We start from the raw sequence: 21,821 nt of genomic DNA, 5'->3' as shown, positions 1-21,821 counted from the left end.
GGGTCAGGCCTTCGACTCTGCTGGTGCGTTGACGGCGGCGGGCTTCTGGGACGTGGGCTTTTGCCCCGGGAAGACGTCATTGACCTCGTCCTCGGTCCACCCCTGACGCGAGATGCGCTGCAGCTCGTCCGTTACCGGCTTGCGGGTTGCCTGGAACAGGGCCAGTGCATCCTTGACAGAGCCGGCCTCCGCCAAGGCATCGGCGAGCGCACCGGCATCCTCGATGGCCGAGTTGGCGCCCTGGCCCTGGTGGTGCAGCATCGAGTGGGCCGCATCGCCCATGAGCACGACGGAGTCCGTGTGCCACGTGTCGACCGGGTCGATGTCGTAGACGGCGCGGATGTTGACGGTGTCCATGTCGAGGCCGCGGGCGATGTTGACGATCCGCTTGTCGAAGCCCTCCACCGTCGCCACGAGGTCATCCTTCGTGATGGTGGGGGCCCAGGTGCTGTCCGGGCACAGTGCGGTGATATCGAAGGACATCTGGTTGCGGTGGCGCAGCGGCAGCAGGTAGACCTTCGTGCCCCTGCCCATGTACATCCGCAGGTTGTCGTCCACCACCATGCCGTGGGCGTCGCCGGCGGAGATCACAGCGCGGTAGGCGTGTTCGCCGGAGAACACCGGGCCTTTGTCGCTGAAGAGCTGCTCGCGCACCACTGACTTGATGCCGTCGGCGCCGACCACCAGGTCCGCCTCGACCGTCGTGCCGTTGGTGAAGGTCAGGACGGGGCGGCCGCCCTTGTCCTCGATGGTCTCCAGCTTGTGGCCAAGGTGCACCATGCCCTGCGGCAGCACGCTCAGGAGGGCGTCGATGAAGTCGCCGCGGTGGATGAGGTGGGTCTGGCTTTGCCCGCCGAACTCCGGCCAGGTGTCCTTCATGATCGGCTCACCCGTGGCGGTGAGGATTTCGAAGTAGTCGCTCGGGGAGCTTACGTTCGCGATCGTGTCGAAGATGCCCCACTGGCTGAACCGGTGCATGGTGGCAGGACGCAGCCCGATGCCGGCGCCGACCTCCCGCATCTGGGATGCCTGTTCGTACACGCTGACGTCGGCACCGAGCAGGCTCAGGGCCTTGGCCGCCGCGGCGCCGCCGTACCCCGCGCCGACGATGGCGATCTTGAGGTTCTTGATGTCTTCAGCCTTCATGGTTTCATCTCTTTCTTGACTCTTTCTGGGCCCGGGCCATGTCTGGCGGAACGGGCAACTTGTGGTGGTCTGTCCGGGGTCAGGCGTGAAGGGACAGGAAGTCGGCCGGGTTGTCCTCAAGCAGGAGTTTGAGGGTGGCGTCGTCGATACCGGCCGCGCGCATGTCGGGGATCATGTCCTCGAAGATGTAGTTGATGGTGTGGCCCTTCACGCCCGGCCAGCCCAGCGGGCTGCAGTTTGCGTCCGCCGAGACGAGGAGCTTGTCCGCATAGCCCTTGTTCACGAGGTTGACGAAGTGCTCCATGCGTTCGGCACGTTTGCGGCCCCAGAACGGCGGATCAGGCAGCTCGAGGTCGTAGCCGAAAGTGTCGAAGCCGATGCGGCCGCCCTGCTCGTAGATCCAATCGTGCGGGGTGACCGGAGCGTTCAGGCCGTCGTCGGCGTGGCCGAAGAGCACGCGGTCCAGCGGGAGGCCTTCTTCGTTGAAGATGTTCACTGCCGGTTCCGGGTCGATGGCCAGGTGGGTCAGGACCGGAGCGCCGGTGACGACGGCGGCGCGGGCCGCGGCCCGGTAAATGCGCTTGTCCAGATCCGTCATGCGTCCGCCGCGGCTCACGCCGACCTTGATGACGCCGGCCTTGGCGCCCGTGTTGCCGATGCCGACGGTGATCTCGTGGATGAAGACCTTCGTGAGGTAGTCCACGCTCGCGCGGGAGAAGTGCGGCAGGGCGGTGTCTCCGCCGACGAAGCCGGTGCAGGCAACGATGTGCACGCCCGTCTTCCGGGACAGGGACTTGTAGTAGTCGACGTCGCGGCCGTTGCAGATGCCCGTGGCGTCCACGAAGGTACCGCCGCCGTATTCGCGGAACTTCCGCAGCTTCGGCACGGTTTCCTCGTAAGCCTGCTCCGGCGACTTCCACCACCTGGTATCCAGTTCGGACCCGGGCATGCCGTAGCCGATGTGTTCGTGGACCGCCACGATTTCCAGTTCTTCGGCCGGGATGGTTCCCAGCACGGTGTTGACCTTGGTCATTCGTTCACCTCAGGGTTTCGAAAGCTTGTTGTGTGTGTGCCGAGGCGTGCTTAGCGCACGGTCAGCAGGTTGCGCGGGTTATCCACGAGGATGCGCCGGGCGTCTTCGTCGCTCAGGCCGTGGGCCTTGAGGAACGGCACGAACGTCGTCAGGACGTGGCTGTAGGGCAGGTTGTACTCCGGCAGACCTTTGGCAACGCCGATCGAGTTGCCCGACAGGATGATCCTGTCGGCATGGCCTGCCTTGACGAGCCCGAGCACCAGTTCGGCGCGGTCATGGTCGGTGAGGTAGTCCGCGTGGTCGTTCAGGCCCACATGGTCGATGCCGACGAAGGCTCCCCGGGCGGCCACCTCGCTGGCGGAGCCGGCGGCGTGCTTGCGGTCGAGGTCGCCGACGAGCACCCGGTCGGCTCCGAGCTGCTCGTCCAGGACGATGTCCAGATCGTGCAGGACATCGGCGCCAAAGCGGATAGAGACCGGGACGCCGGTGTTCCTGGCGGCGCGGGCGGAGCCGCGGAACAGGCTTTCCTCGGTCGGGGTCATGCCGGCGCGGTCGGCAATGGTCGCGACGATGCCGGCGGCGGCGCGGCGCTCGACCCGGGGAACCACCATCCCCTCAGTGACCTCCTTGCCGAAGAGATCGGCGAACTTTTCGGCCGGCCACGGGGTGGGCGGGTTGGTCTGCGGCGTCAGGAAGTATCCGCCGAGTTCTTCCTCCGGGCCTAGGCCCGTGGAGGCGACGATGTGGACGCCGGTGGTGCGGGACAACGCCTCGTAGAGCTTGAGGTCGCGGCCGTGGAACATGCCCGTGCTGTCGACGATCGTCTGCCCGCCGTGCTCGCGGAAGTCCGCGAGCTTGGCCGCCAGGGCCTCGAAGATCTGTGCCCTGTCCATGGAGATCTCTGGTGCGTACTGGGCGCCCGGGACCACTGACAATAGGGCCTCATGGAGCGCGACTACGCCCAGTTCCGAGGCAGGGACGGGACCCAATACCGTATTGACGGTTTGCCCGGTGGGGGCGTGGAACGCGTCCCCGCTATCGACGGGTGTGGTGTGACTCACTTGGCTTCTCCCTTGAAGATCGGGTGCTGAATACAGGGGCGCCGGGGTGCCTGACCGTGCCGTAGCCCCGTTGCGGTGTAGCCAGCATCACATCTTTCTTTACAGTGTGTCAAGAAAACAGACGAGCCGTACACGTCCTTTGGGTGTCGATGCGTTCATGAAGCAAACGTTGAGTATGTTTTCTTGACATCTCGTAAAGATTGATATCAGACTGTGGTGAGCGCCACATCCACCTCCGCCTGCCGGCTCTTGCTCCGGCAGGGCACCAGTCATGGCGCGTCACCGGAGGATCGACCCGGAACAAAGGAGTTTCATCGATGAGTCAGACCATTTCGGTACCGAGCCGCGGCTCGGTACGAGCCACTTTCATAGCCGCCTACAGCGCGGTCACACTGGCCCAGATCACCAACGCGCTGCCGGGCGCCCTCAGCGGCACGTTCGCCGCGGAATTCCATACTTCAGGCGCGGGCCTGACCTGGATCGCGGGCATGTTCTTGATGGGTATTGTCGTGTTCGAACTCAGCTGGGGCCTCCTGGGCGACGTGTTCGGACGCAAGAAGCTTCTGTACATCGGAGCCGGGGTCAGCATCGTCGGCTCCGTCATGGCTGCGCTGGCGCCGACAACCGAGATGATGATCGCCGCCCAGGCCGTCGGCGGCATTGGGGCGGGCATCCTGTTCCCCATCTCGCTGTCCATGATCGCCGCGATCACCCCGGATCACCGCGCACGGGCGAAGGTCATCGCCACGTGGGCCGGGTTCCTGTCCCTCGGCGCGGTGATCTCCCCAGTGCTCGCTGGCTTCACCGCGCAGTTCTTCACCGTGCCGGGTGCTGCGCCGGGTGCGCCGAACGAGTTCAGCGGCTGGCGGGCGGCCTACCTGGTTGCGGCCGCAATTGCCGTGCTCGTACTCCTCGTCGCGCTCCGGGCGAAGGACTCCGCGGCAGCCGAGGGGCGCAAGTTGGACATCCCCGGCCAGATTACGCTCGCGCTCGGACTTATCGCCGTCCTCTACGCCACGGTGACAGCGGTTGATGCCGGCTTCGGCAGCGCCCAGGTGATTGCAAGCTACGTCGCGGGCGGAATCCTCCTGGTCTCCTTCGTCGTCATCGAATCACGCACCGCGCAGCCCCTGATTCACCTGTCGCTGTTCAAGAACAGCGCCTACTCGATCACCGGCATTGTGGCGGTCACCGGCATGTTCGCCTTCCTCGCGATCTGCTTCAGCACCAGCGTCGCCGTCAGTGGACTCGCGCTGGCCGAGACCTGGAAGGTCGGTGTGCTGTTCGTCTTCATCCAGGGCCCGGCATTCGCCTTCATCCCGGTGGTGGGGTGGCTCATCCACCACGTAGCACCGCGCTGGGTGCTCACCGCGGGCTTCGTCCTCATGGCAGTCTCCGGTTTCTGGCTCTCGACATTCGCCCTCGGCACTCCGGAGGCCTTCGGCGGCACCCCTTGGACGGCCTTCATTCCGCCGCTCCTGCTGTTGGGTATCGGATTCGCGCTCACCGTCGGTTCCGTCACCGCTGTTGCCATCAACACCGTCCCGCCCCAGCAGATCGGCATGGCTTCGGCGACGACGAACCTCCTGCGCGACCTCGGCTTCGCCCTCGGCCCCGTTGTCGGCTCAGCCATCGCCTTCGGCATCGGAGCCACGGCCTTCGCGGGTCCCCTTGCCGGGATCCTCGGCGGGGCGGGACTGCCCGCAGAGGCCGTCAGCGGGCTGGCGAACGTGCCGCCGCTGGGCTTCCTCGCCGGCTGGGACGGGGTCATCGCCCAATTCTCCGGCCAGGCACTGGCAGGCGGCGCGCCCACCCCGGCGGTCGACGGTATGGTCCAGGCCCTCAACGCCGCACAGCCGCAAATCCAGGGCGTGGCAGGGACCTCACTGGGCCAGGGGTTCCAGGCTGTATACCTCACCGCGGGCATCGCGGCGATCCTCTCCGCCACTCTCACCCTCTTCATCTCTGCCCGGTCCTCGGCGCCCGCGCCGGAGGCCATCGCCGAGACCACCGAAGTAAACGCCGAGGCGGCCGTCTAAGCCTGACGGCCTCCGGCACTGACCTGACCACCTAAAATCCACAAGGAGAACACCGTGACTGCACCCACCGAATCCGGCATCGACATCTGGGACGACGACGTCCTGGTCGACCCTTACCCCACCTACGCAGCGCTCCGCGAGCAGGCCGCAGTGGTCCACCTCCCCAAGAACGACCTCTACGTCCTGACGCGCTACGACGTCATCCGCGACGCGCTCGGCGATCCGGAGACCTTGTCGTCCACCAGCATCGGCTTCAACCCCATGGTGAACGAGGCCCTGCAGGGCACCTCCCTTGCCTCCGACCCGCCCGTCCACACCCAGCTCCGCGCCACGCTGTCCCAAAACCTCACCCCCCGGGCGCTCCGCGGCCTGAAAGTCGTCATCGACGAAAAGGCTGACAAGCTCGTCGCCGAGCTTGCCGCCAGCGGCAGCTTCGAGGCCATCGATTCCCTGGCCCGCGCCTTCCCGATCGAAATCGTTGCCGACCTCATTGGCTTCCAAGGACACGTCAAGGACAACATGCTGCGCTGGGGCCAGGCCGCGATGCAGGTCCTCGGCCCGCTGAACCAGCGCACCCAGGAGAGCTTCCCGATCGCCGGCGAGCTCTACGGCTGGTGCTCGTCGGTCACCGCAGAAGACCTCACACCCGGCTCAATCGGCCGAGGTATTTTCGATGCCGAGACACGCGGCGACATTCCCCAGGGTTCTGCGGGGCACATCATCCACCAGTACCTGGGAGCGGGCGTTGACACGACAATCGCGTCAATCGGGAACATCATTGCGCTGTTCGGCCGCCACCCGGAGCAGTTCGAACTGGTCCGGAAGAACCCGGACCTGGTCCCCGCAGCGTTCGCCGAAGTGCTGCGCTACTGGGCCCCGGTCCACATCTGGGGCCGCAAGGCAATGCGCGACGTGGAGATCGAGGGCGTCACGATTCCCGCAGGTGCCCAGGTGGGCATCCTCTTTGGGGCCGGCAACCGCGACCCGCGGCACTACGGGGATCCCGACACCTTCAACGTGATGCGGAACCCGGTGGACCACCTGTCCTTCGGCTACGGACCGCACGGCTGCGCCGGCCAGGGCCTGGCGAAACTGGAAGCGCATGCGATCATTGAGGCGCTTGCCCGCAGGGTGAAAACGCTGACGGTTACCGACGAGGTCCGGGAGCCGAGCAACATCACACGGAGCCTCGAGTCGCTCCAGGTCGCCAAGGTGGTGGCAGCATGAGGATCGAACTTGACCGGCCGCGCTGCGAGGGTCACGGCCTCTGTGAAGAAGCCGCGCCCCGGCTGATGCACCTCGACGATGACGGCGAGCTGGTACTCGACGTCCCGGACGTCGAAGGCGCTGACCTGGACGCCGCGAAGGCGGCGGTAAGGGTCTGCCCGGTTGCCGCACTGCGATTGGCCGCGGCATGACGATGCGAAAGATCGTGGTGGTCGGCAACGGCATCGCCGGGCTCACGGCCTGCGACTCGCTGCGCTCGGCCGGCTTCGACGGCGAGCTCACCGTTGTGGGCGCGGAGCGCCACCAGCCCTACAGCCGGCCGGCCCTCTCCAAGGCGCTGCTGCACGCTGTCGACGGGCAAAGCGACGGGAACAGCGACGGCGGACTCCAACCCCATGTGCTCCCCGAGCCGACCCACGAAGCAACGGAGCTGCTCGGAGTCAGCGCCACGGGCCTGGACGTCGGGGCCCGGCTGGTGCGCCTGGACGGGGGAGGGGAGCTGCCGTATGACGGCCTCGTCATCGCTTCGGGTTCCCGGGCAAAGCGACTCGGGGCGGGTGCGCAAGAGACGCAGAAGAAGGGAACAGCCGGACCGCAACGGGACGGCTCCCACCGGGAACTCACCCTGCGCACCATCGAGGATGCGATCCTCCTCAAGGAACGCGTCGCATCGCGCCCGTCGGTTATCGTGATCGGCGGCGGAGCGCTGGGCATGGAGGTCGCGTCCGGTTGCGTGCACGTGGGCTGCGAGGTCACCCTCGTCTCCGACGGCAAGCCCCTGGCGCGTCAGCTCGGCGACCATCTGGCGGACATCTTCACAGCCGCCGCCATCCGGCGCGGACTGCGCGTGGTTGGCGGCGGGAAGGCCCGGCTTGTCGATCACGGTGCCGGGGCAAAGGTCGTCCTGGCCGACGGCACCGTGCTGGAGGCTGACCTGGTGGTCACCGCCATCGGCGATGAGCCGAACATCGGCTGGCTCGCCGGCTCGAACCTTCTCGTCGACGGAGAGCTGCGGGTCGATTCGCGCGGCAGGCTCCGGCCGGACATCGTCGCCGCCGGCGATGTGGCGTCCTTCCCGACCCGCCGCGGGGTGGAACGGGTGCCCCTCTGGACCAGCGCCATCGACCAGGCCAGGGTCGCCGGCGTCGGCCTCCTGAAGGGTGACGCGGCGCCCGAGTTCGACTTCCAGCCCTACTTTTGGACGGAGGGCTTCGGCCTCTCGCTCAAGTCGGCGGGCTTCGCGCCGGCTGTCGGGCCTCCCGACTACTGCGAGCCCGGCGGGGGCGCGGACTCGATGCTGCTTCGCTGGGACAACACGGACGGTTCCGGCACCGCCGCCGCGCTTAACTACCGAATCCCCGTCCCCAAGCTGCGCCGGTTCGCCGACGCCGGTCCGGCCGCGCTGCGTGCGGCGCGCCCGCTCGAACCTGACGCCGCACAACACCGTTAGGATTGATCCATGTCGTCGTTGCGAGAAGCCCAGAAGCAGCTGACCCGCGACGTGATCGTCGAACGGGCGCTGGAGCTCTTCACCGAGAAGGGCTACGCCGCGACGACGATCGATGAGATCGCCGCTGCGGCCGGTACCACCCGGGTGACTTTTTACGCCTATTACCCCACGCGCAGCGACCTGATGCGGGACTTCATGGCCCGCGTCAACGCCGTACTGGACCGCGCGGCCGGCCCCGAACGGGGATCGACCGCGGCCGAGCTCGTCGACGTCGTGCGTGCGGGCGAACTGGCGGGCATCCTCGCCTGGCTGGAGTCGCGGGCGGCGCTCTGGCCGGTCTTCCGCCCGTACCTCGACGTGCTCGAGGAGGCCGCCGCCATCGATCGCGAAGTGCGCGCCTTGGTCGAGGGATGGCATGAGGAGGTCATCTCGGACCTCGTGCGCGGAATGGAGCTGGCAGGGCGCTTCCCGGAGGAGACGCACCACATTCGCGGCACCCTGGCCTTCACCTCGCTCGACTACGTGGCCACGCTCTGGACCCGACGGAAGTTTGAACCAAACCGGGAGCACGCCCTCGAGGTGCTCGCCGATAACTGGTATCACCTGCTCTGCGACGAGGGCTAAGCCTGCCCTCGCAGACGGACGCCTATGCTTATGGAATGGAAAGTATTGGCGCAGGCGAAGTGCTGGACGAGGCAGTCGACCACCGGGCCCTGGCCGTCGCCGTGATCGACATCTCCGCCGACGTCCGGCGGAAGTCGCACAATGACACCGGCGTCCGGCCGCTGTCCAACGGCGTCCTGGAAATCCTCCGCGTCATCGAAAGCCACCCCGGCATCACCGTCGCGGAAGTCGCTTCCCGTCTGGGGCGGCAGTTCAGCAACGTCAGCGTCCAGCTGCGTGAGCTGGTCGCCGCCGGCCTCGTCACCCGGATCCGCGACGCCGCGGACAAGCGCTACGTCGCCCTCCACCCCACGGCCGAATCCCAGCGGATCAAGGCGCTCCTGGAGGGTGCCTGGGCGGAGGCGCTGGAGTCGGCAAGTTCCCGGCTGCTGCCTGAAGAGCGCGAGCAAATTGCCGCCAGCCTCCCGGCCCTGCAGCGCCTCGCCTCGATACTCTCCGAACCCGAGTAACCCACATCACCCCCTGCAACGGTCATGACCCGTCGCCCGCGATAGTTATACTTTTATAAGTATTACTACTTTGGAGGATGGGACATGGGTATGGCAACGCAGTTGGAAGAGGCAGTCGTCCGGCGGGGGAGCAGGCCAGGGAAACGCTGGTGGGCGCTGGTGTTCCTCGCCCTCGCGCAGTTCATGGTGGTGCTGGACGGCACGATCGTGAATCTGGCGCTTCCGCGCCTCCAGCTCGAGATGGGGATCAGCGACTCGACCCGCTCCTGGGTGGTCACGGCCTACGCGCTGGCCTTCGGTGCCTTCCTGCTGCTCGGCGGACGCATCGCAGACTTCTGGGGCCGCAAGCGGACGTTCCTTGTGGCCGCCGTCGGCTTCGCCGCCGCGTCCCTGGTCGGCGGCATCGCGCAGCAGCCCTGGGAGCTGATCGGCGCCCGCGCGCTGCAGGGCGTGTTCGCTGCGCTGCTGGCCCCTGCTGCCTTGGCGCTCCTGACCGTCGCCTTCCCTGGCGGAAGGGACCGCGGCACGGCGTTCGCGATTTTCGGTTCCATTACCGGCGTCGGCGCGGCCGCCGGTGTCCTGCTGGGCGGGTTTTTGACCGAACACGTGAACTGGCGCTGGTGCTTCTTCGTGAATGTGCCGATTGCCGCTATCGCCCTCTTCGGCGTGTGGTCCCTGGTCAGTGAAAGCAAGGCCCAGGGGTCCACCAAGTACGACTGGCCCGGGGTCATTCTGGCAGCCCTCGGCTTGGGATCCCTTGTCTACGGCTTCACCAACGCCGAGCACGGCTGGGATGCCCCCGAAGCCTGGGTCTTCATTGCCGCCGGCGCAGTTCTCCTGGCACTCTTCGTCCTGGTCGAGACGAAAGTCAGGCATCCGCTCCTGCCGCTGCGCGTGGCCACCGAACGAAACCGCGCGGCCGCCTTCCTGGCGTCGTTCCTTTCCGGCGCTGTCCTCATTGGCGGCATCCTGTTCATCAACTTGTACATCCAGATCGTGCTGGGCTTCGCGCCGTTCCTCGCCGGGCTGGCTTCGCTGCCGATGACCGTTGCGGTAATCATCACGGCAGCGCTCGTCGCGAAGAACCTGCCGAAACTGGGGGCCAAAATCCCGACGGCCGCTGGGCCGGTCTTCATGGCGGCTGCGATGCTGTGGCTCACACAGGTCAGCGCCCAGGGCAGCTACTTCGTCAACATGCTTCCCGCCCTGCTTCTGCTTGGCATCGGGCTGGGCATGGTGTTCGTGCCCATGCAGAACCTCGCCCTGTTCGGCGTGGACAAGGATGACTCCGGTGTGGCCAGTGCGTTGGTCAACGCCTCGCAGCAGATCGGCGGCTCCCTCGGCATCGCCCTGTTCGGCACCATCGCCGCAGCAGCCACGGCCGGTGGCGCGACGCTATCGGCCCTCTCTGCAGGCTATGCCATGGTGTTCCTCTGGGCCGCAGGCGTCGCGATCCTGATTGCCCCGGTAGCGCTCCTGCTCATCAACATCGACCGCGAGACGTTCACCGGATCAGCTGGCGACACTCCAGTCGTGCACCTGGGCTGAGCCAACCAGGCACGAAAAGCGGAAGGCCCCCTCGGCGAGGGGGCCTTCCGCTTTCACGACCGTTTTACTGCCGTTTAGCCAGTGCTCAAATCCACTTCGGGGCGGCTGGAACCGTCCCCTCGTTCGCTTCAGTGCCTGTCCCGGTGGCGGTGACGCCGCCATTGCCGCGTCCGGCGGCCCATTCGACGACGGCGGCCAGCGGTCCGGAGACCACGGTGGGGGTCGCCGACGTCGTGTCCCCGAACGTCAGGTCGCGGTCGGTGACCGTGACGACGAGGCCTTGATCGGTGCCGCGGGTGTGCCAGGCGCCGGTAATGTCCGTCAGGAGCCGTTCCAGCACCGGTGCCGGGATGTCGGCGAAGCTCGCGCCGTTGGCGAGGTCGACGGCGTGCATCCAGACTTCGCGGCTGCGCATCCACACCGTTTCCGTGGCGGGCACTTCCCGGCCCTGGATGGTGCGGACTTTGTGGTGCCAGGCGCCCCCCGGCAGGTCGCGCCATTCGACGTTCAGGTGCACGGCGGAGTGGTCGAAGAGGTGCCGGAGCGCGATCGGGCTCAGCGTGGCGCCGAAGTCGATCTCGTGGTCCCGGACCTCCGTGGACGGGTACATCGGGGTCTCCACCCCGGTGGCAGCCCATTCGATGAGCCGGGCGATGGCCCGGGCGTTGTAGCCGATGTGCGCGGTGATGTGGCGGCGGGTCCAGCCCGGCAGCAACGAGTCGCCGTCGAGTTCCGCGTCGGAGAGCTCGTTGAGCTTGCGGGCGAAGAACGCCGTGCCGCGCCGTGCCTGCAGCAGCGCCGCGAGCAGTTCCGGGTCCGTCGTCTGGTCCTGGCGGGCAACCATCAGGCTTCCTTGATGACGCGGTTCTTCAGCTGGCCCAGTCCCTCGATGGTGGTGACCAGGATCTGGCCTTCCTGCAGGTAGCGCTTCGGGTCCTGGGCGTGGCCCACGCCGCCCGGGGTGCCGGTCGCGATCACGTCGCCCGGGTTCAGCGTGATGATCGTGGAAATGTAGGACACCAGGAACTCCGGGGTGAACACGAGGTCACCGGTCGGGGTGCTCTGCTGGACTTCGCCGTCGACCGCGGAGGTCATCAGCGGCCCGGCGGTGAACTCGTCCTTGGTGACCAGGGCGGGGCCGAACGGGGTGGACTTCTCCCAGGTCTTGCCCTGCAGCCACTGGATGGTGCGGAACTGGTAGTCGCGCATGGACACGTCGTTCAGGACGGCGTAGCCGGCGATGTGGTCCGCGGCGTCGGCTTCGCTGATCCGGCGGCCCTTCTTGCCGATCACGACGGCGAGTTCGGCTTCCCAGTCGACGGCGTCGGATTCCTGCGGCAGCGCCAGGTCATCGTTGGGGCCGATCAGGGATTCCTGGTACTTGGCGAACAGGGTGGGGAACTCGGGGACTTCCCGGCCCATTTCCTTGATGTGGTTGCGGTAGTTGTGGCCCACGCAGATGATCTTGCCGGGGGAGGGGACCACGGCGTCCAGGTCGGCGCCCTCGAGAGGGTGCGTGGCGCCGGCCGCCGCCTTAGCGGTTGCTTCCCAGTCCTGGGTGCGGAGCAGTTCTCCGACGTCGGCAAAGCCGTCGATCTCGGTCAGGGTGTCGCCGTCCTGGCGGACAGCCTTATTAACTGTTTTGTCTCCAACAGAGGTGCGGAGGGTGAGAAGTCTCATTACTTGTTGCGTCCTTCGATGTAGGTGCGGTTGAAGTTCAGCCGTTCAAAAATGGGGGCGTCACTGAAGCGGAACAGATCAAACTGGGTTCCGGCCTGCAGCGACCATTCCTGCCAGGACGGGACCACGAAGAGGTCGCCCTTGGCCAGGGTCCGGGTTTCGCCGTTGAGGACCACCGAGCCGGAGCCTTCAAAGACCTGCCAGACGCTGGAGCCCACCTCGCGGACCGCTTCGGTGCGGGCCCCGGCGCGGAGCCGGTGGAATTCGGCGCGGATGGTCGGCATCACGTCCCCACCGGTGGTGGGGTTGGTGTAGCGGACGGCGGCGTGGCCCTGGGACACAGTGGCCGGATGGCCCTCGTCCTCGAGCAGCAGCTGCTCGGACAGGGCACGGTCCGTGTGTTCCCAGCGGTAGGCCGCGATGGGGGAACTCGTGGTGTCATCCAGGCCCGACAGCGGGCGCAAGCCCGGGTGCGCCCAGAGCCGCTCGGAGCGGGAGATGTCCGGGGTGGCCTCGTCGGTGACGCGCTCGGTGCCGAATTCGAAGAAGCCGGCGTCAGCGTAGTGCACGAACGGGATGTCCAGGCCGTCGATCCAGGCCATCGGCTCATCGGTGTCGTTGTGGTGCCCGTGGAAGTTCCAGCCCGGCGTCAGCAGGAAGTCGCCGCGGGACATCCGCACCGGGTCCCCGTTCACCACAGTCCAGACCCCTTCGCCCTCGACGACGAAGCGGAAGGCGTTTTGCGAGTGACGGTGTTCGGGCGCCGTTTCGCGGGCGCCGAGGTACTGGATGGCTGCCCACAGCGTGGGTGTGGCGTACGGCGTCCCGGCCAGGCCGGGATTGGCCAGGGCGATGGCCCGGCGTTCCCCGCCCCGGCCCACCGGGACCAGATCGCCGGCACGGGCAGCCAGCGGGTACAGGTCGCTCCACCGCCAGACGTGGGGGACCGCCTTGGGGGTCGGGACCATCGGCATGAGGTCTGCGATCTCGGTCCACAGCGGGATCAGGTTTTCGCGGTCAAAATCCCGGTACAGCTCTTTGAGCTGGGCAGCTTCTTCGGGCGTCGGCTCCGGAGCAGTGTGCCCCGCGGCCACTGATTCGTGAGTCGTGTTCTCGGCGCTGATGGACACGTGGGCCTCCTCGGTAGGTCAGAACAGTTCGTTGGCGTAGTTCGACTCTACGGATGCCGGTGTGTGACCCCCAACATATTCTGCTGGTCAGAATTCCCGGAACCGGGCTCCCGCGGCGCTCAGTCCGGCTCGGCCGGGTTGGCCGCGATGTCGATCTCCAGCTGCCGGCAGGTTTCCCGCAGGGCGGGGACCAGCCCGGCGTCAAACACGCGGCGGAAGCGGGTCGCGGGGGTGGCGACGCTGAGTGCGCCGACCACGTGCCCGTGCCGGTTGTGCAGGGCCATCCCGAGCGCGCTCACGCCCTCTTCCGTGCCTTCGAAATTGGCCGCGAATCCGTTACTGCGGACGGATTCAAGCTCGCGCAGGAACGCCGGGTACTCCGCGGCCGCAATGGTGTCCCCGCCAATCTCGGCATTGTTGCTGCGAAAGAGCTGGTCGATCATCGGCGGTTCCAGTTCGGCGAGCATGGCCTTGCCTCCGGACGTTTTGTTGGCGGCCATCACCGTCCCCTGCCGGTCACCAACCCGCAGCACATTGTTCCCTTCCACCGTCGCCAGGAAGCGCACTTTCGTCCCCACCCGCACCATGAGGTTCACCGTCTCGTTGAGCCGTGCAGAGAGAAGCTCCATGTGCGGCTGGGCCAGGGATCGGAGCAGCCGGGTCCAGCTCAGGCCGGCCGGCCCGACGCCCATTGCCGGGCCGGGGACATAGCGGCGGGTTTCATCCTGCACGGCGAATCCCCGGTAGACCAACATCGCCAGCAGGCGGTGGGCGGTGGACGGCGCCACGCCCAGCTCCTCGGCGGCGTCCTTGAGCCGAAGTGCTCCGCCGTCGCGGAGCAGCTGGAGGAGCTGCAGCGCGTTGTCCACCGCCTCGATGGAATAGGTGGGCCGTTTCTGGACGGGCTTGCGGGCCGCTCTGGCGGATGGGTTGTTCTGCACATCAGAATTGTATTGTGGTTCACCTGCGGCGGCTAGGACAGTGAGTGGCATGAATCACACACAATCTGTTGCAGTGCCGCAACGGTCTTCGCCGGGGGCAGCTGCCCCCTTAACCGTTGGTGGGCCTGCATCACGGTTCTCCAAAGGCTCGGCAGCCGCCGTCCTGGTCTGCTGGCTGTTGGTGGTCTTCGATGGCTACGACCTGATCGTCTACGGCACGGTCCAGTCCTCCCTGATCTCCGAGACCGGATGGGGGCTGACCAAGGCCACCGCCGGGACCATTGGTTCCATGGCTTTCGTCGGCATGATGATCGGGGCGATCTTCGCCGGCCGGATGGCCGACTCGTGGGGCCGCCGCCGCACCATCCTGGGTTGCGCCATCGTCTTTTCGATTTTCACCATCCTCTGCGCCTTCGCCCCCAATGCGGCCGCCTTCGGGGGGCTGCGGCTCTTGGCGGGCATCGGGCTCGGTGGCCTGGTGCCCTCGGCGAACGCCCTCGTTGCCGAACTGGTCCCCACTAAGTGGCGGTCCACCATCGCCACCCTGATGATGTCCGGCGTCCCGATCGGCGGGTCCATCGCCGCCCTCGTCGGCATCCAGCTGATCCCTGCCTTCGGCTGGGAGTCCATGTTCCTCGTGGCCGTGCTCGCACTGATGATCGTGGTGCCTCTCGGACTGAAATACCTGCCCGAGACGCTGGCCCCGGTCAGTGCCGCGGACAGGGGAACTCGCAACCTCAAAGAGCCGATCGGCTTCAAGTCCCTGCTCCGCGCCCCTTACCTGGGGGTGAGCCTGCTGTTCGCCCTCGCGACGATCGCTACCCTGTTCGCCTGGTACGGGCTGGGAACCTGGCTGCCCAACCTCATGCAGCTGGCCGGCTACAACCTGGGCTCCGCCCTTACCTTCGCCCTGGCCCTCAACCTGGGTGCGGTGGCCGGCTCGGTGATCACGGCCTGGGCCGGGACCCGCTTCGGTCCGATTCCGACGGCGATCGCCGCGGCCGCCGTCGCCGCCGGCGCTCTCGTGGTCCTGGTTGCGGGACCGCCGGTCACCGTCGTGTACCTCATGCTGGTCCTCGCCGGCGTCGGCACCCACGGCACGCAGTGCCTCATCATCGCCGCCGTCGCGAGCCACTATCCCGGGCACCTGCGCGGGACCGCGCTGGGCTGGGCACTCGGGACCGGCCGCATCGGCGCCGTCGCCGCACCCCAGATCGGTGGCCTCCTGCTGGCTGCCGGACTGGGCGTCAATTCCAATTTCCTGGCCTTCGCCGGTGCAGCCGCGATAGCAGCGGTCCTGCTGGCCGCCGTCGGGCTCAAACTCAAATCAAAACTCTCAACCTCCCCTTCACTAACAGGAGCAAGCAATGTCTGAGCACGTCCCGTCCACCAGTTTCCTGTCCACCGACGGCCGGTCCACCGATGTCCTCGTCATCGGAGGGGGAATGGCCGGATTGGCCGGAGCCCTCGCGCTGCGGGAAAGCGGCGCCGACGTCACCCTCGTGGAGCGGGCGCCCGAATTCGGCGAGGTCGGCGCCGGGCTGCAGATGGCGCCCAACGCCTCCCGCGTCCTGAAGCGCTGGGGCCTGCTGGACAAGGCCCTGGAGATTGGCGTCCAGCCCAAGCACCTGGTCTTCCGCGACGCCGTCACCGGCGAGGAGCTCACGCGCCAGAGCCTCGGCGGGGAATTCGAGGAACGCTACGGTGCGCCCTACGTGGTGATCCACCGCAGCGACCTGCACCGGGTCCTGCTCGAGGGCTGCGAAGCGGCGGGCGTGAAACTGGTCAACGATGTCATGGTCGAGAGCGTGGAGACCGTGAACGGCAGGGGAGTGGCCCACACGGCCGCCGGTGTGGACTACGAGGCCGACGTCGTCATCGGCGCCGACGGGCTCAAGTCCACCCTGCGCCCGCTCGTTGCCGGCGACGAGCCGGTCCCCTCGGCCTACGTCGCCTACCGCGGCACCGTGCCGATTACCGAACACACACCCAAGGCGGACCTCGAGGACGTCATTGTCTACCTCGGACCGGACTGCCACCTCGTGCAGTACCCGCTGCGCAAGGGCGAGCTGCTGAACACCGTGGCCGTCTTCAAGTCCGCCTCCTTTGAGCGCGGCGAGGAGCAGTACGGGGGAGTCGACGAGCTCGAGGCCGCGTACAAGGACTGCGTCCCCGCCGTCCAGGCTGCGCTGAAAAACCTGGGCACCAGCATGCGCTGGCCCATGTACGACCGCGATCCGATCGAAAACTGGGTGGCCGGCCGGATGGTGCTGATGGGCGATGCCGCGCACCCGATGCTGCAGTACCTGGCCCAGGGCGCCTGCCAGGCGCTCGAGGACGCGGCAGTGCTGCAGGACGTCACCGACGGCACCGTGTTCACCGCCGACGGCTTCAACCCCGCAGCCTGGGACGGCGCGATCAAGGAATTCAACAACCTCCGCGCCGGCCGCACCGCCAGGGTCCAGCGCACCGCCCGCGTCTGGGGCGAATCCTGGCACGTGTCCGGGCTGGCCCGGACGCTGCGCAACCTGCTCTTCAAGAGCCGGATGGACAACGATTTCCAGTACAACGACTGGCTGTACGGCCAGGACGGCGACGGCGTGCCGGCGGCCCGCGCGGCACACTCCGGCATGGCGGACAAGATTTCCGCCTGATCCGGGCTCCGGGCCGGGCGCCGTCATTGGGTGACCCGTTACGAGCTCCGGGCCGGCTTCCTCAAGGAGCCGGCCCGGAGCTTCTTCGGTCATGATCCAGTGCGGACTTTCCGCCGATTCCTGGATGTTGTCGACGCACGGTGTTCGTCAACGGCAAGAATTCCCGGTCCCCTAAGCTGGGCTACGTCCGCGGCCCCGCCGGAATCATCATCGGGCTGGTCGAGGAGCTCCGCTGACGTTATGTCACTGCTTCAGGCCGACGCTGTTTCGCGGAGGTATTGGCGGAGTCCGGGGATTGCGAAGTCCACCCTGCCGTAGCCGGCTGACTCGATCAGTCCCGCGGCGATGAGTCTCTTTCGGTACTTGGACACCACGTTGGGCTTGGCCGTCATGATGTTTCCGATCAGGCCCGCTGCCGATGGTCCATCCTGAAGGGCCATGGCGTCGAGGAACTCGCGGTCCTTGTCCGAGATATCCGATAGTGCTGACTCGACGACTACTAATGTGTTTCGTCTTTGAGCGGCGGTGATGGCGCTCTGCACGCTGCTCTCATCCAGTTTCCAGTTGGCCTTTCCCGCCTCCAGCCAGAGGTAGTAGCCCACAAGCTGAATAAGGAAGGGGTAGCCCTCGGTAGCCTCCGCGGCTTCACTGACGAGGCCGGGGGAGACGCCTATTCCTCCCTCGCTGAAGAGCTCGCTGTAGGATGCGGTGACTTCGGCGATGGCTGCCTCGTGGAGATTGATCCTGTCGGCGCGTCGCAGGAAGGTCGCCACTCCTTCATTTAGGAGGTCGGAGACGGCGGATGGCAGGCCGGCGAAGATGAGGCCGATGGGCAGTCCGTCGCGGATGAAATGCTGCACTTCAGCGGCCAGTTGGGATATTTCTGTGCGGTCGACCGCATGTATCTCGTCGATGGTGATAACGAGTCCTGTACCTTTTGCGTCCAACAGCCGCAGAAGGTCGTTCCCGGTCCGTCGCCAGTCGGCACTCCGTTCCTGGGGGAGTTGCGTTGTTAGTCCGAACCCTGCCGCCGAGAATGCTGTGATTTTCCGTGTTGGGGGCCCGTCTCCGAGCTCCTCGACAAGCCGGAGCATGTCGTCGCCGATTCCGGCGAGGAAACCGGGGTTTGCTGTTCGGGAGATAACCGCCCAGCCGTGAGTCCCTGCGATCCGTTCCGCGGCGCTCAGCATGACTGTCTTGCCGATGCCTCTGGATCCGGTGATGATGGTCAAAAGCCCGGGTGCTCCCGAGCCTTGCTGCAGGCCGTACTCGAATTCATCCAAGAGCCCGGCCCGCCCAATCAAGTCCGGCGGTGTGGCTCCTGCGGTGGGCTTGAACGGGTTCCGCACCGGGACCTCCAGGGTGAAAGTAGGTGAAAGTGGTGAAAGTGGTGAAACTGATATCACACTATCAGGCGCCACATCCCGCAAAGTCTCAGGAGCTCCTGCAGGGCGAATATGCAGCGTCGGGCCATCCCTGTACGAAAAACAAGTCGACCATGCGTCCTATGCAGTCTCGGTTCTGACCACCTGAGACTGCAGCAGTCAGGCTGCGGCCAGGCAAACTGACAGATACGACGTTCGGTTCGCCCAGCGCTTTGTGTCCACAGTCTGGGTACTGGCCGGGGCGCTCATCCGCGGCCGGACCTATCCACTGTGGACGACCCAGACACCTTCGCTGGCTAACAAGATGACCCCCACTTTCCGATCCTCCTTTAAGTGCCGATAATCAACATTATGTCAAGTTGAATCAATCCAAGTGCAGAATCTCAGATTAGAACCCGGTGATACGCACTCCCCGGTTTCGACTGACTGGACGCCGAAGTCCTCGCCGTTACAGGGATCCGGGCCCGTCCGGCGCCGCGCCGGGCAACAGCCCGGGCGTGTAAAGGTCAACTGGTTCGAGGTACCGTGCAGCTAGAACTGGACCGTCGATGATGCCGACGGGTTCTTCGCCCATGAGCGCTCGATCCTGAATCTGGCGTTCACCCGGGCAGAGCTGCAAGGCGTCTTCGATCTGGCCGACCTCGAAGTTGAACGGGTCCTGGCCTCGGGACGTAGGGGCAATCGATCGGCGGAACCGGGGGCAGAGTTCGACGAATATGATTCTCCCCCGGGGGCGGCTTATCTGCCCCTGCCTATTTAGTCTTCGGGGTATTCTGGGTCCAGGGGAAGACCCGCCGCGATACGCCGCCGGTCCTCCGCGGCCGATGTCCGGACGCGCTTCAACCGGAGCCCTCCCCGAAAAAGCCGGCCACAAGCATAACGAAGGCCACCATAGCTGCTGCCCAGTAGGTGCTCGGATCATTAGCTTTGGGTTGGAACACGACGGCCAAGATGATGGCTACCAGCATCGTGAGATTGGCGATTTTCAAGGGCCCGAGCATGGAGTAGACGGACTGCCACGTCGCCTTGCTGGACCTAGCCTTGCCGGTGCCCTCAACGTCCATGCGGAATTTTCCCCCAGTGTTTCTCACCGTGAGCGTACCTGTCGCTGCTAGGCAGGGGAAGGCATGAAACAGCCCGCATGGGATTCCCATGACCTCTCGCCGCTAACATCCGACTGATCTAGCCACCCAACTCCGACGAACTGGACTCAGACCGGTAAGTCACTTTCCCGCTTGTAGTCTGCATCTCATCAGATGCATCAGGCAGCCCCCTCTCCCCCGACCATTCGGACCACGCAGCCAATGCGCATTCGTACATCGCCTTTAGGCCAGGGATATTCCGCTGATCGGTGTTCCGGGGGGAAGAGTTCGGACCTGATCGTGAATCTGGCCAGCAATGTTCAGGGTCACGACAAAATCGCCTAACTCGACGTTGCTAAGTTCGGTTGGACCTCCGAGAACTGGTGGTATGCGAAAACCGTAGATTTCGGCCTCGCCCGGTTGGAGGCCCGCGTTCTCTGCCTGGTCGGCCAAACCGACCATGAGGTACTCGGCTTGCCCCTCGCGAGAGTTCAGTACCGCGATCAGGTCACCCTCGCTCGACCACAGCCGAGTAAGTTCACCGGCAATGACGTCGAGGAACCAGAATCCGCTCTCCGTCTGCAAGAACACGTCTCCGAACGGCGAAGTGAAAAGCGGACGCTTGTCGGCAAGATCGAGGAACGTCCAGGACTCGAGAGCCTCGGCATAGAGAGCCGGCGGGAATCGACGAAGAGGTTGCATAACGTGACATTAGCGGAGACACTCGCGGCCCACGTGCGAAATTCCCAGAAGTTGGGCGCTATTCCATATCAAATACGCCCGAACTTGATCGCAGAGATGCCAGTAGGCGGTATGTAAGGACGAACCAGGGTTCATGGCAAGAAAATGGCCTCCCCGTCAGCCTCCGTTTCGGGCGTCTCAGCCGCCTCGGGAAACGCCATGTCAATTTCTCGTCCCTTGACTGGGGTATGGGCGTGAATCGTGGCCGCCAAATTCATCAGCAGAGGCCAAAGACAACCTAGGTCTGGAAGCCTATGCTCGGTTCAGCGTTCATTCACTAGGGGGAACAATGGATCGCAGCTGGCGCCTTCGAATAGGAATTTCGGTTCTGGCGGCATTGCTCATGACATCATGCGCAGCCACCCCATCAGTGGTACCGGGATCAGCAGCCTCCACGCCCACCACTTCCGGAATCGCAGCAACATCACCGAGTGCCCCGACCAGCTCCGTGAGTAAAAGCCCCGTCCCGGCCACCTCCGGCCCGCCGCGGGAAACGTGCGCGGCTTTCCTGCCCACCGCGCCTTGCTCCACCTACAGCAGCGTCGCCGCAACATCAAACGGTATGGCTCTACCCTGGGCGGCCGCCGGGACCATCAAGGTGCGACTGAGCTCCGTCGAAGGTACCCTGCAGCTGGCCATGAAAACAGACTGCTCCCCCATCAGCGGGCCAGCCACAATTGCTGGAAACATCATGACCCTCGGAAAAATCGCCACTGGCGCCAGCGGCTGCATCGGTACCGCCGGCGACCATCAAGCATGGATTCATGAATTCCTGAAACGTCCCATTGCAATGACCTATAAACAAGACACTTTGACCTGGACGAACGGGACAGACACGCTCAGCTTCAAAGCCGAGTAACCACGGTTTGAGTCCGCTTCCTTGCCCGGCCCCGACGGCGACAAATGAGCTGCCGGATAGGCGCCGAATCCACGGGAGGCTCCCTGCACGGCTGCCATTGGACTGCCAGGCCACGACCGAGCGGACTCCCCTAGATCGCTCCAGGTCCTGTCAGCCCAGCTCCCCCACCGCCCGTTCTCAGGTCTCCGTATTGGTTGATCAAATGTCCTTCGCATAGAAATCGCGGAGACTAGCCGCGAAGATCGGCCGCAGCTGCTTCGGATTGACAGTGCCTTCGGCGGTTCGAAGGATTGCGGTGTCTACCTCAGCCAAGAAGGCCTCGGATGATGCGTGCCCTTCCGGGACACGGATCATCCAGACGTAGCCCCTCGGCCGCGGCGGGAGGCCGGCATCCCGGAGGTACCGGTCGATGTCATCGTCGATTCCCAGCCGGTCGGCAGCTGTGAACGGTTCCTCGAAGGGTTGTTGCTTACCCCCGCGCTCGGTGTAACCGGTGATTGTCCTGCCGGCGTCCGAGGACGGGCGGCGGCGTAAGTTGTCCAGGCCGGCTGCCCAGCCGATGAGCGCCCCCCAGCCATTCTCGGGCAGGTCCAGCCAGGAAGCTGAGGGCTCGGATTCCTGCACGTCACTCCACATGGGCTGCTCCTTGCCTCTCCGAATGGGTCACGTCTCCGCACGGCTGCGGCGGGGCAGAACATCCGGTTCCGGGACC

At 65.7% G+C, this 21,821-nt stretch carries 22 protein-coding genes; 10 read left to right on the top strand and 12 right to left on the bottom strand.

The features are described from left to right. Positions 1-3: 3 nt before the first annotated feature. The 3 genes from AC1DNG_RS02450 to AC1DNG_RS02440 all read right to left on the bottom strand — a co-directional run bounded on the left by AC1DNG_RS02450 (position 4) and on the right by AC1DNG_RS02440 (position 3,240). Entirely contained in the window at positions 4-1,146 is a 1,143-nt protein-coding gene (locus AC1DNG_RS02450; protein ID WP_476886543.1) for an FAD-dependent monooxygenase, read from the bottom strand. Positions 1,147-1,225: 79 nt separating this feature from the next. Further along, positions 1,226-2,179: a phosphotriesterase family protein gene (locus AC1DNG_RS02445; protein ID WP_476850895.1), complete on the bottom strand. Its 954-nt coding sequence runs from the start codon at positions 2,177-2,179 to the stop codon at positions 1,226-1,228. Between the two features lie 50 nt (positions 2,180-2,229). Then, complete coding sequence (locus AC1DNG_RS02440) at positions 2,230-3,240, bottom strand: phosphotriesterase family protein (RefSeq protein WP_476886542.1); 1,011 nt, start codon at positions 3,238-3,240, stop codon at positions 2,230-2,232. Between the two features lie 317 nt (positions 3,241-3,557). Here AC1DNG_RS02440 and AC1DNG_RS02435 point away from each other — a divergent pair, with 317 nt between their 5' ends. The 7 genes from AC1DNG_RS02435 (at position 3,558) to AC1DNG_RS02405 (ending at position 10,637) form a co-directional block, all read left to right on the top strand. Then, positions 3,558-5,279, top strand: a complete 1,722-nt coding sequence (locus AC1DNG_RS02435) for an MFS transporter (RefSeq protein ID WP_476886541.1) — start codon at positions 3,558-3,560, stop codon at positions 5,277-5,279. 54 nt (positions 5,280-5,333) lie between these two features. Then, positions 5,334-6,506, top strand: a complete 1,173-nt coding sequence (locus tag AC1DNG_RS02430; RefSeq protein ID WP_476886540.1) for a cytochrome P450 — start codon at positions 5,334-5,336, stop codon at positions 6,504-6,506. Then, positions 6,503-6,697, top strand: coding sequence for a ferredoxin (locus AC1DNG_RS02425; RefSeq protein ID WP_028276320.1), 195 nt, complete (start codon positions 6,503-6,505; stop codon positions 6,695-6,697). Before AC1DNG_RS02430 ends, AC1DNG_RS02425 begins: the two co-directional genes overlap by 4 nt. Further along, on the top strand, positions 6,694-7,956 hold the full coding sequence (locus AC1DNG_RS02420; protein ID WP_476886539.1) for an NAD(P)/FAD-dependent oxidoreductase: 1,263 nt from the start codon (positions 6,694-6,696) through the stop codon (positions 7,954-7,956). Before AC1DNG_RS02425 ends, AC1DNG_RS02420 begins: the two co-directional genes overlap by 4 nt. 9 nt (positions 7,957-7,965) lie before the next feature. After that, on the top strand, positions 7,966-8,580 hold the full coding sequence (locus tag AC1DNG_RS02415; RefSeq protein WP_223916318.1) for a TetR/AcrR family transcriptional regulator: 615 nt from the start codon (positions 7,966-7,968) through the stop codon (positions 8,578-8,580). A gap of 35 nt (positions 8,581-8,615) precedes the next feature. Beyond that, a complete protein-coding gene (locus tag AC1DNG_RS02410; RefSeq protein ID WP_476850889.1) occupies positions 8,616-9,089 on the top strand; it encodes a MarR family winged helix-turn-helix transcriptional regulator in 474 nt (157 codons plus the stop codon). Positions 9,090-9,179: 90 nt separating this feature from the next. After that, positions 9,180-10,637, top strand: a complete 1,458-nt coding sequence (locus tag AC1DNG_RS02405) for an MFS transporter (RefSeq protein ID WP_476886538.1) — start codon at positions 9,180-9,182, stop codon at positions 10,635-10,637. 85 nt (positions 10,638-10,722) lie between these two features. Here the strand turns inward: AC1DNG_RS02405 and AC1DNG_RS02400 are convergent, their stop codons facing one another. From AC1DNG_RS02400 to AC1DNG_RS02385, 4 genes are all read right to left on the bottom strand, one after another. Then, positions 10,723-11,481, bottom strand: coding sequence for a maleylpyruvate isomerase family mycothiol-dependent enzyme (locus AC1DNG_RS02400; RefSeq protein ID WP_476886537.1), 759 nt, complete (start codon positions 11,479-11,481; stop codon positions 10,723-10,725). Then, positions 11,481-12,317, bottom strand: coding sequence for a fumarylacetoacetate hydrolase family protein (locus AC1DNG_RS02395; RefSeq protein ID WP_476858537.1), 837 nt, complete (start codon positions 12,315-12,317; stop codon positions 11,481-11,483). The genes AC1DNG_RS02400 and AC1DNG_RS02395 overlap by 1 nt, the downstream gene beginning before the upstream one ends. Then, entirely contained in the window at positions 12,317-13,447 is a 1,131-nt protein-coding gene (locus AC1DNG_RS02390) for a cupin domain-containing protein (RefSeq protein ID WP_476886536.1), read from the bottom strand. The genes AC1DNG_RS02395 and AC1DNG_RS02390 overlap by 1 nt, the downstream gene beginning before the upstream one ends. A gap of 119 nt (positions 13,448-13,566) precedes the next feature. Next, entirely contained in the window at positions 13,567-14,388 is an 822-nt protein-coding gene (locus tag AC1DNG_RS02385) for an IclR family transcriptional regulator (RefSeq protein WP_476886535.1), read from the bottom strand. A 49-nt stretch (positions 14,389-14,437) separates the two neighbouring features. Here AC1DNG_RS02385 and AC1DNG_RS02380 point away from each other — a divergent pair, with 49 nt between their 5' ends. Together AC1DNG_RS02380 and AC1DNG_RS02375 are read left to right on the top strand one after the other, a co-directional pair. Further along, on the top strand, positions 14,438-15,763 hold the full coding sequence (locus AC1DNG_RS02380; RefSeq protein ID WP_476886534.1) for an MFS transporter: 1,326 nt from the start codon (positions 14,438-14,440) through the stop codon (positions 15,761-15,763). Continuing rightward, the gene (locus AC1DNG_RS02375; protein WP_476886533.1) at positions 15,756-17,042 is read left to right on the top strand and encodes an FAD-dependent oxidoreductase; all 1,287 of its coding nucleotides are present in this window, start codon (positions 15,756-15,758) and stop codon (positions 17,040-17,042) included. Before AC1DNG_RS02380 ends, AC1DNG_RS02375 begins: the two co-directional genes overlap by 8 nt. Positions 17,043-17,293: 251 nt before the next feature. On the opposite strand, the gene AC1DNG_RS02370 is transcribed toward AC1DNG_RS02375, so the two are convergent. The 4 genes from AC1DNG_RS02370 to AC1DNG_RS02355 form a co-directional block, all read right to left on the bottom strand. Then, positions 17,294-18,391: an AAA family ATPase gene (locus tag AC1DNG_RS02370; protein WP_476886668.1), complete on the bottom strand. Its 1,098-nt coding sequence runs from the start codon at positions 18,389-18,391 to the stop codon at positions 17,294-17,296. Positions 18,392-18,875: 484 nt separating this feature from the next. After that, a complete protein-coding gene (locus AC1DNG_RS02365) occupies positions 18,876-19,001 on the bottom strand; it encodes a hypothetical protein (protein ID WP_476858532.1) in 126 nt (41 codons plus the stop codon). Positions 19,002-19,266: 265 nt separating this feature from the next. Beyond that, positions 19,267-19,491 carry a hypothetical protein gene (locus AC1DNG_RS02360; protein ID WP_476886532.1) on the bottom strand — a complete coding sequence of 75 codons (225 nt, stop codon included), beginning with the start codon at positions 19,489-19,491 and terminating at the stop codon, positions 19,267-19,269. Positions 19,492-19,752: 261 nt separating this feature from the next. Then, positions 19,753-20,211, bottom strand: coding sequence for a T6SS immunity protein Tdi1 domain-containing protein (locus AC1DNG_RS02355; protein ID WP_476870823.1), 459 nt, complete (start codon positions 20,209-20,211; stop codon positions 19,753-19,755). A gap of 487 nt (positions 20,212-20,698) precedes the next feature. Here AC1DNG_RS02355 and AC1DNG_RS02350 point away from each other — a divergent pair, with 487 nt between their 5' ends. Then, positions 20,699-21,109 carry a hypothetical protein gene (locus AC1DNG_RS02350; protein WP_476886531.1) on the top strand — a complete coding sequence of 137 codons (411 nt, stop codon included), beginning with the start codon at positions 20,699-20,701 and terminating at the stop codon, positions 21,107-21,109. A gap of 198 nt (positions 21,110-21,307) precedes the next feature. Here AC1DNG_RS02350 and AC1DNG_RS02345 read toward each other — a convergent pair whose 3' ends face one another. Beyond that, entirely contained in the window at positions 21,308-21,745 is a 438-nt protein-coding gene (locus tag AC1DNG_RS02345; RefSeq protein ID WP_476886530.1) for a DUF5956 family protein, read from the bottom strand. Between the last annotated feature and the right edge of the window lie 76 nt (positions 21,746-21,821).

This window comes from Arthrobacter sp. 01T425 (genome assembly GCF_056398725.1).
The sequence above is the reverse complement of the archived record's forward strand: the minus strand, read 5'-3'. Positions and strand labels throughout refer to the sequence as shown.

What these genes read in the sequence shown, in the direction of transcription:
- AC1DNG_RS02435 (WP_476886541.1), top strand. Translation starts at nt 3,558, where the DNA reads ATGAGTCAGACCATTTCGGTACCGAGCCGCGGCTCGGTACGAGCCACT.
- AC1DNG_RS02360 (WP_476886532.1), bottom strand. Translation starts at nt 19,491, where the DNA reads ATGGACGTTGAGGGCACCGGCAAGGCTAGGTCCAGCAAGGCGACGTGG.
- AC1DNG_RS02425 (WP_028276320.1), top strand. Translation starts at nt 6,503, where the DNA reads ATGAGGATCGAACTTGACCGGCCGCGCTGCGAGGGTCACGGCCTCTGT.
- AC1DNG_RS02395 (WP_476858537.1), bottom strand. Translation starts at nt 12,317, where the DNA reads ATGAGACTTCTCACCCTCCGCACCTCTGTTGGAGACAAAACAGTTAAT.
- AC1DNG_RS02420 (WP_476886539.1), top strand. Translation starts at nt 6,694, where the DNA reads ATGACGATGCGAAAGATCGTGGTGGTCGGCAACGGCATCGCCGGGCTC.
- AC1DNG_RS02415 (WP_223916318.1), top strand. Translation starts at nt 7,966, where the DNA reads ATGTCGTCGTTGCGAGAAGCCCAGAAGCAGCTGACCCGCGACGTGATC.
- AC1DNG_RS02405 (WP_476886538.1), top strand. Translation starts at nt 9,180, where the DNA reads ATGGCAACGCAGTTGGAAGAGGCAGTCGTCCGGCGGGGGAGCAGGCCA.
- AC1DNG_RS02400 (WP_476886537.1), bottom strand. Translation starts at nt 11,481, where the DNA reads ATGGTTGCCCGCCAGGACCAGACGACGGACCCGGAACTGCTCGCGGCG.
- AC1DNG_RS02380 (WP_476886534.1), top strand. Translation starts at nt 14,438, where the DNA reads ATGAATCACACACAATCTGTTGCAGTGCCGCAACGGTCTTCGCCGGGG.
- AC1DNG_RS02365 (WP_476858532.1), bottom strand. Translation starts at nt 19,001, where the DNA reads ATGGGCGAAGAACCCGTCGGCATCATCGACGGTCCAGTTCTAGCTGCA.
- AC1DNG_RS02345 (WP_476886530.1), bottom strand. Translation starts at nt 21,745, where the DNA reads ATGTGGAGTGACGTGCAGGAATCCGAGCCCTCAGCTTCCTGGCTGGAC.
- AC1DNG_RS02445 (WP_476850895.1), bottom strand. Translation starts at nt 2,179, where the DNA reads ATGACCAAGGTCAACACCGTGCTGGGAACCATCCCGGCCGAAGAACTG.
- AC1DNG_RS02375 (WP_476886533.1), top strand. Translation starts at nt 15,756, where the DNA reads ATGTCTGAGCACGTCCCGTCCACCAGTTTCCTGTCCACCGACGGCCGG.
- AC1DNG_RS02355 (WP_476870823.1), bottom strand. Translation starts at nt 20,211, where the DNA reads ATGCAACCTCTTCGTCGATTCCCGCCGGCTCTCTATGCCGAGGCTCTC.
- AC1DNG_RS02410 (WP_476850889.1), top strand. Translation starts at nt 8,616, where the DNA reads ATGGAAAGTATTGGCGCAGGCGAAGTGCTGGACGAGGCAGTCGACCAC.
- AC1DNG_RS02450 (WP_476886543.1), bottom strand. Translation starts at nt 1,146, where the DNA reads ATGAAGGCTGAAGACATCAAGAACCTCAAGATCGCCATCGTCGGCGCG.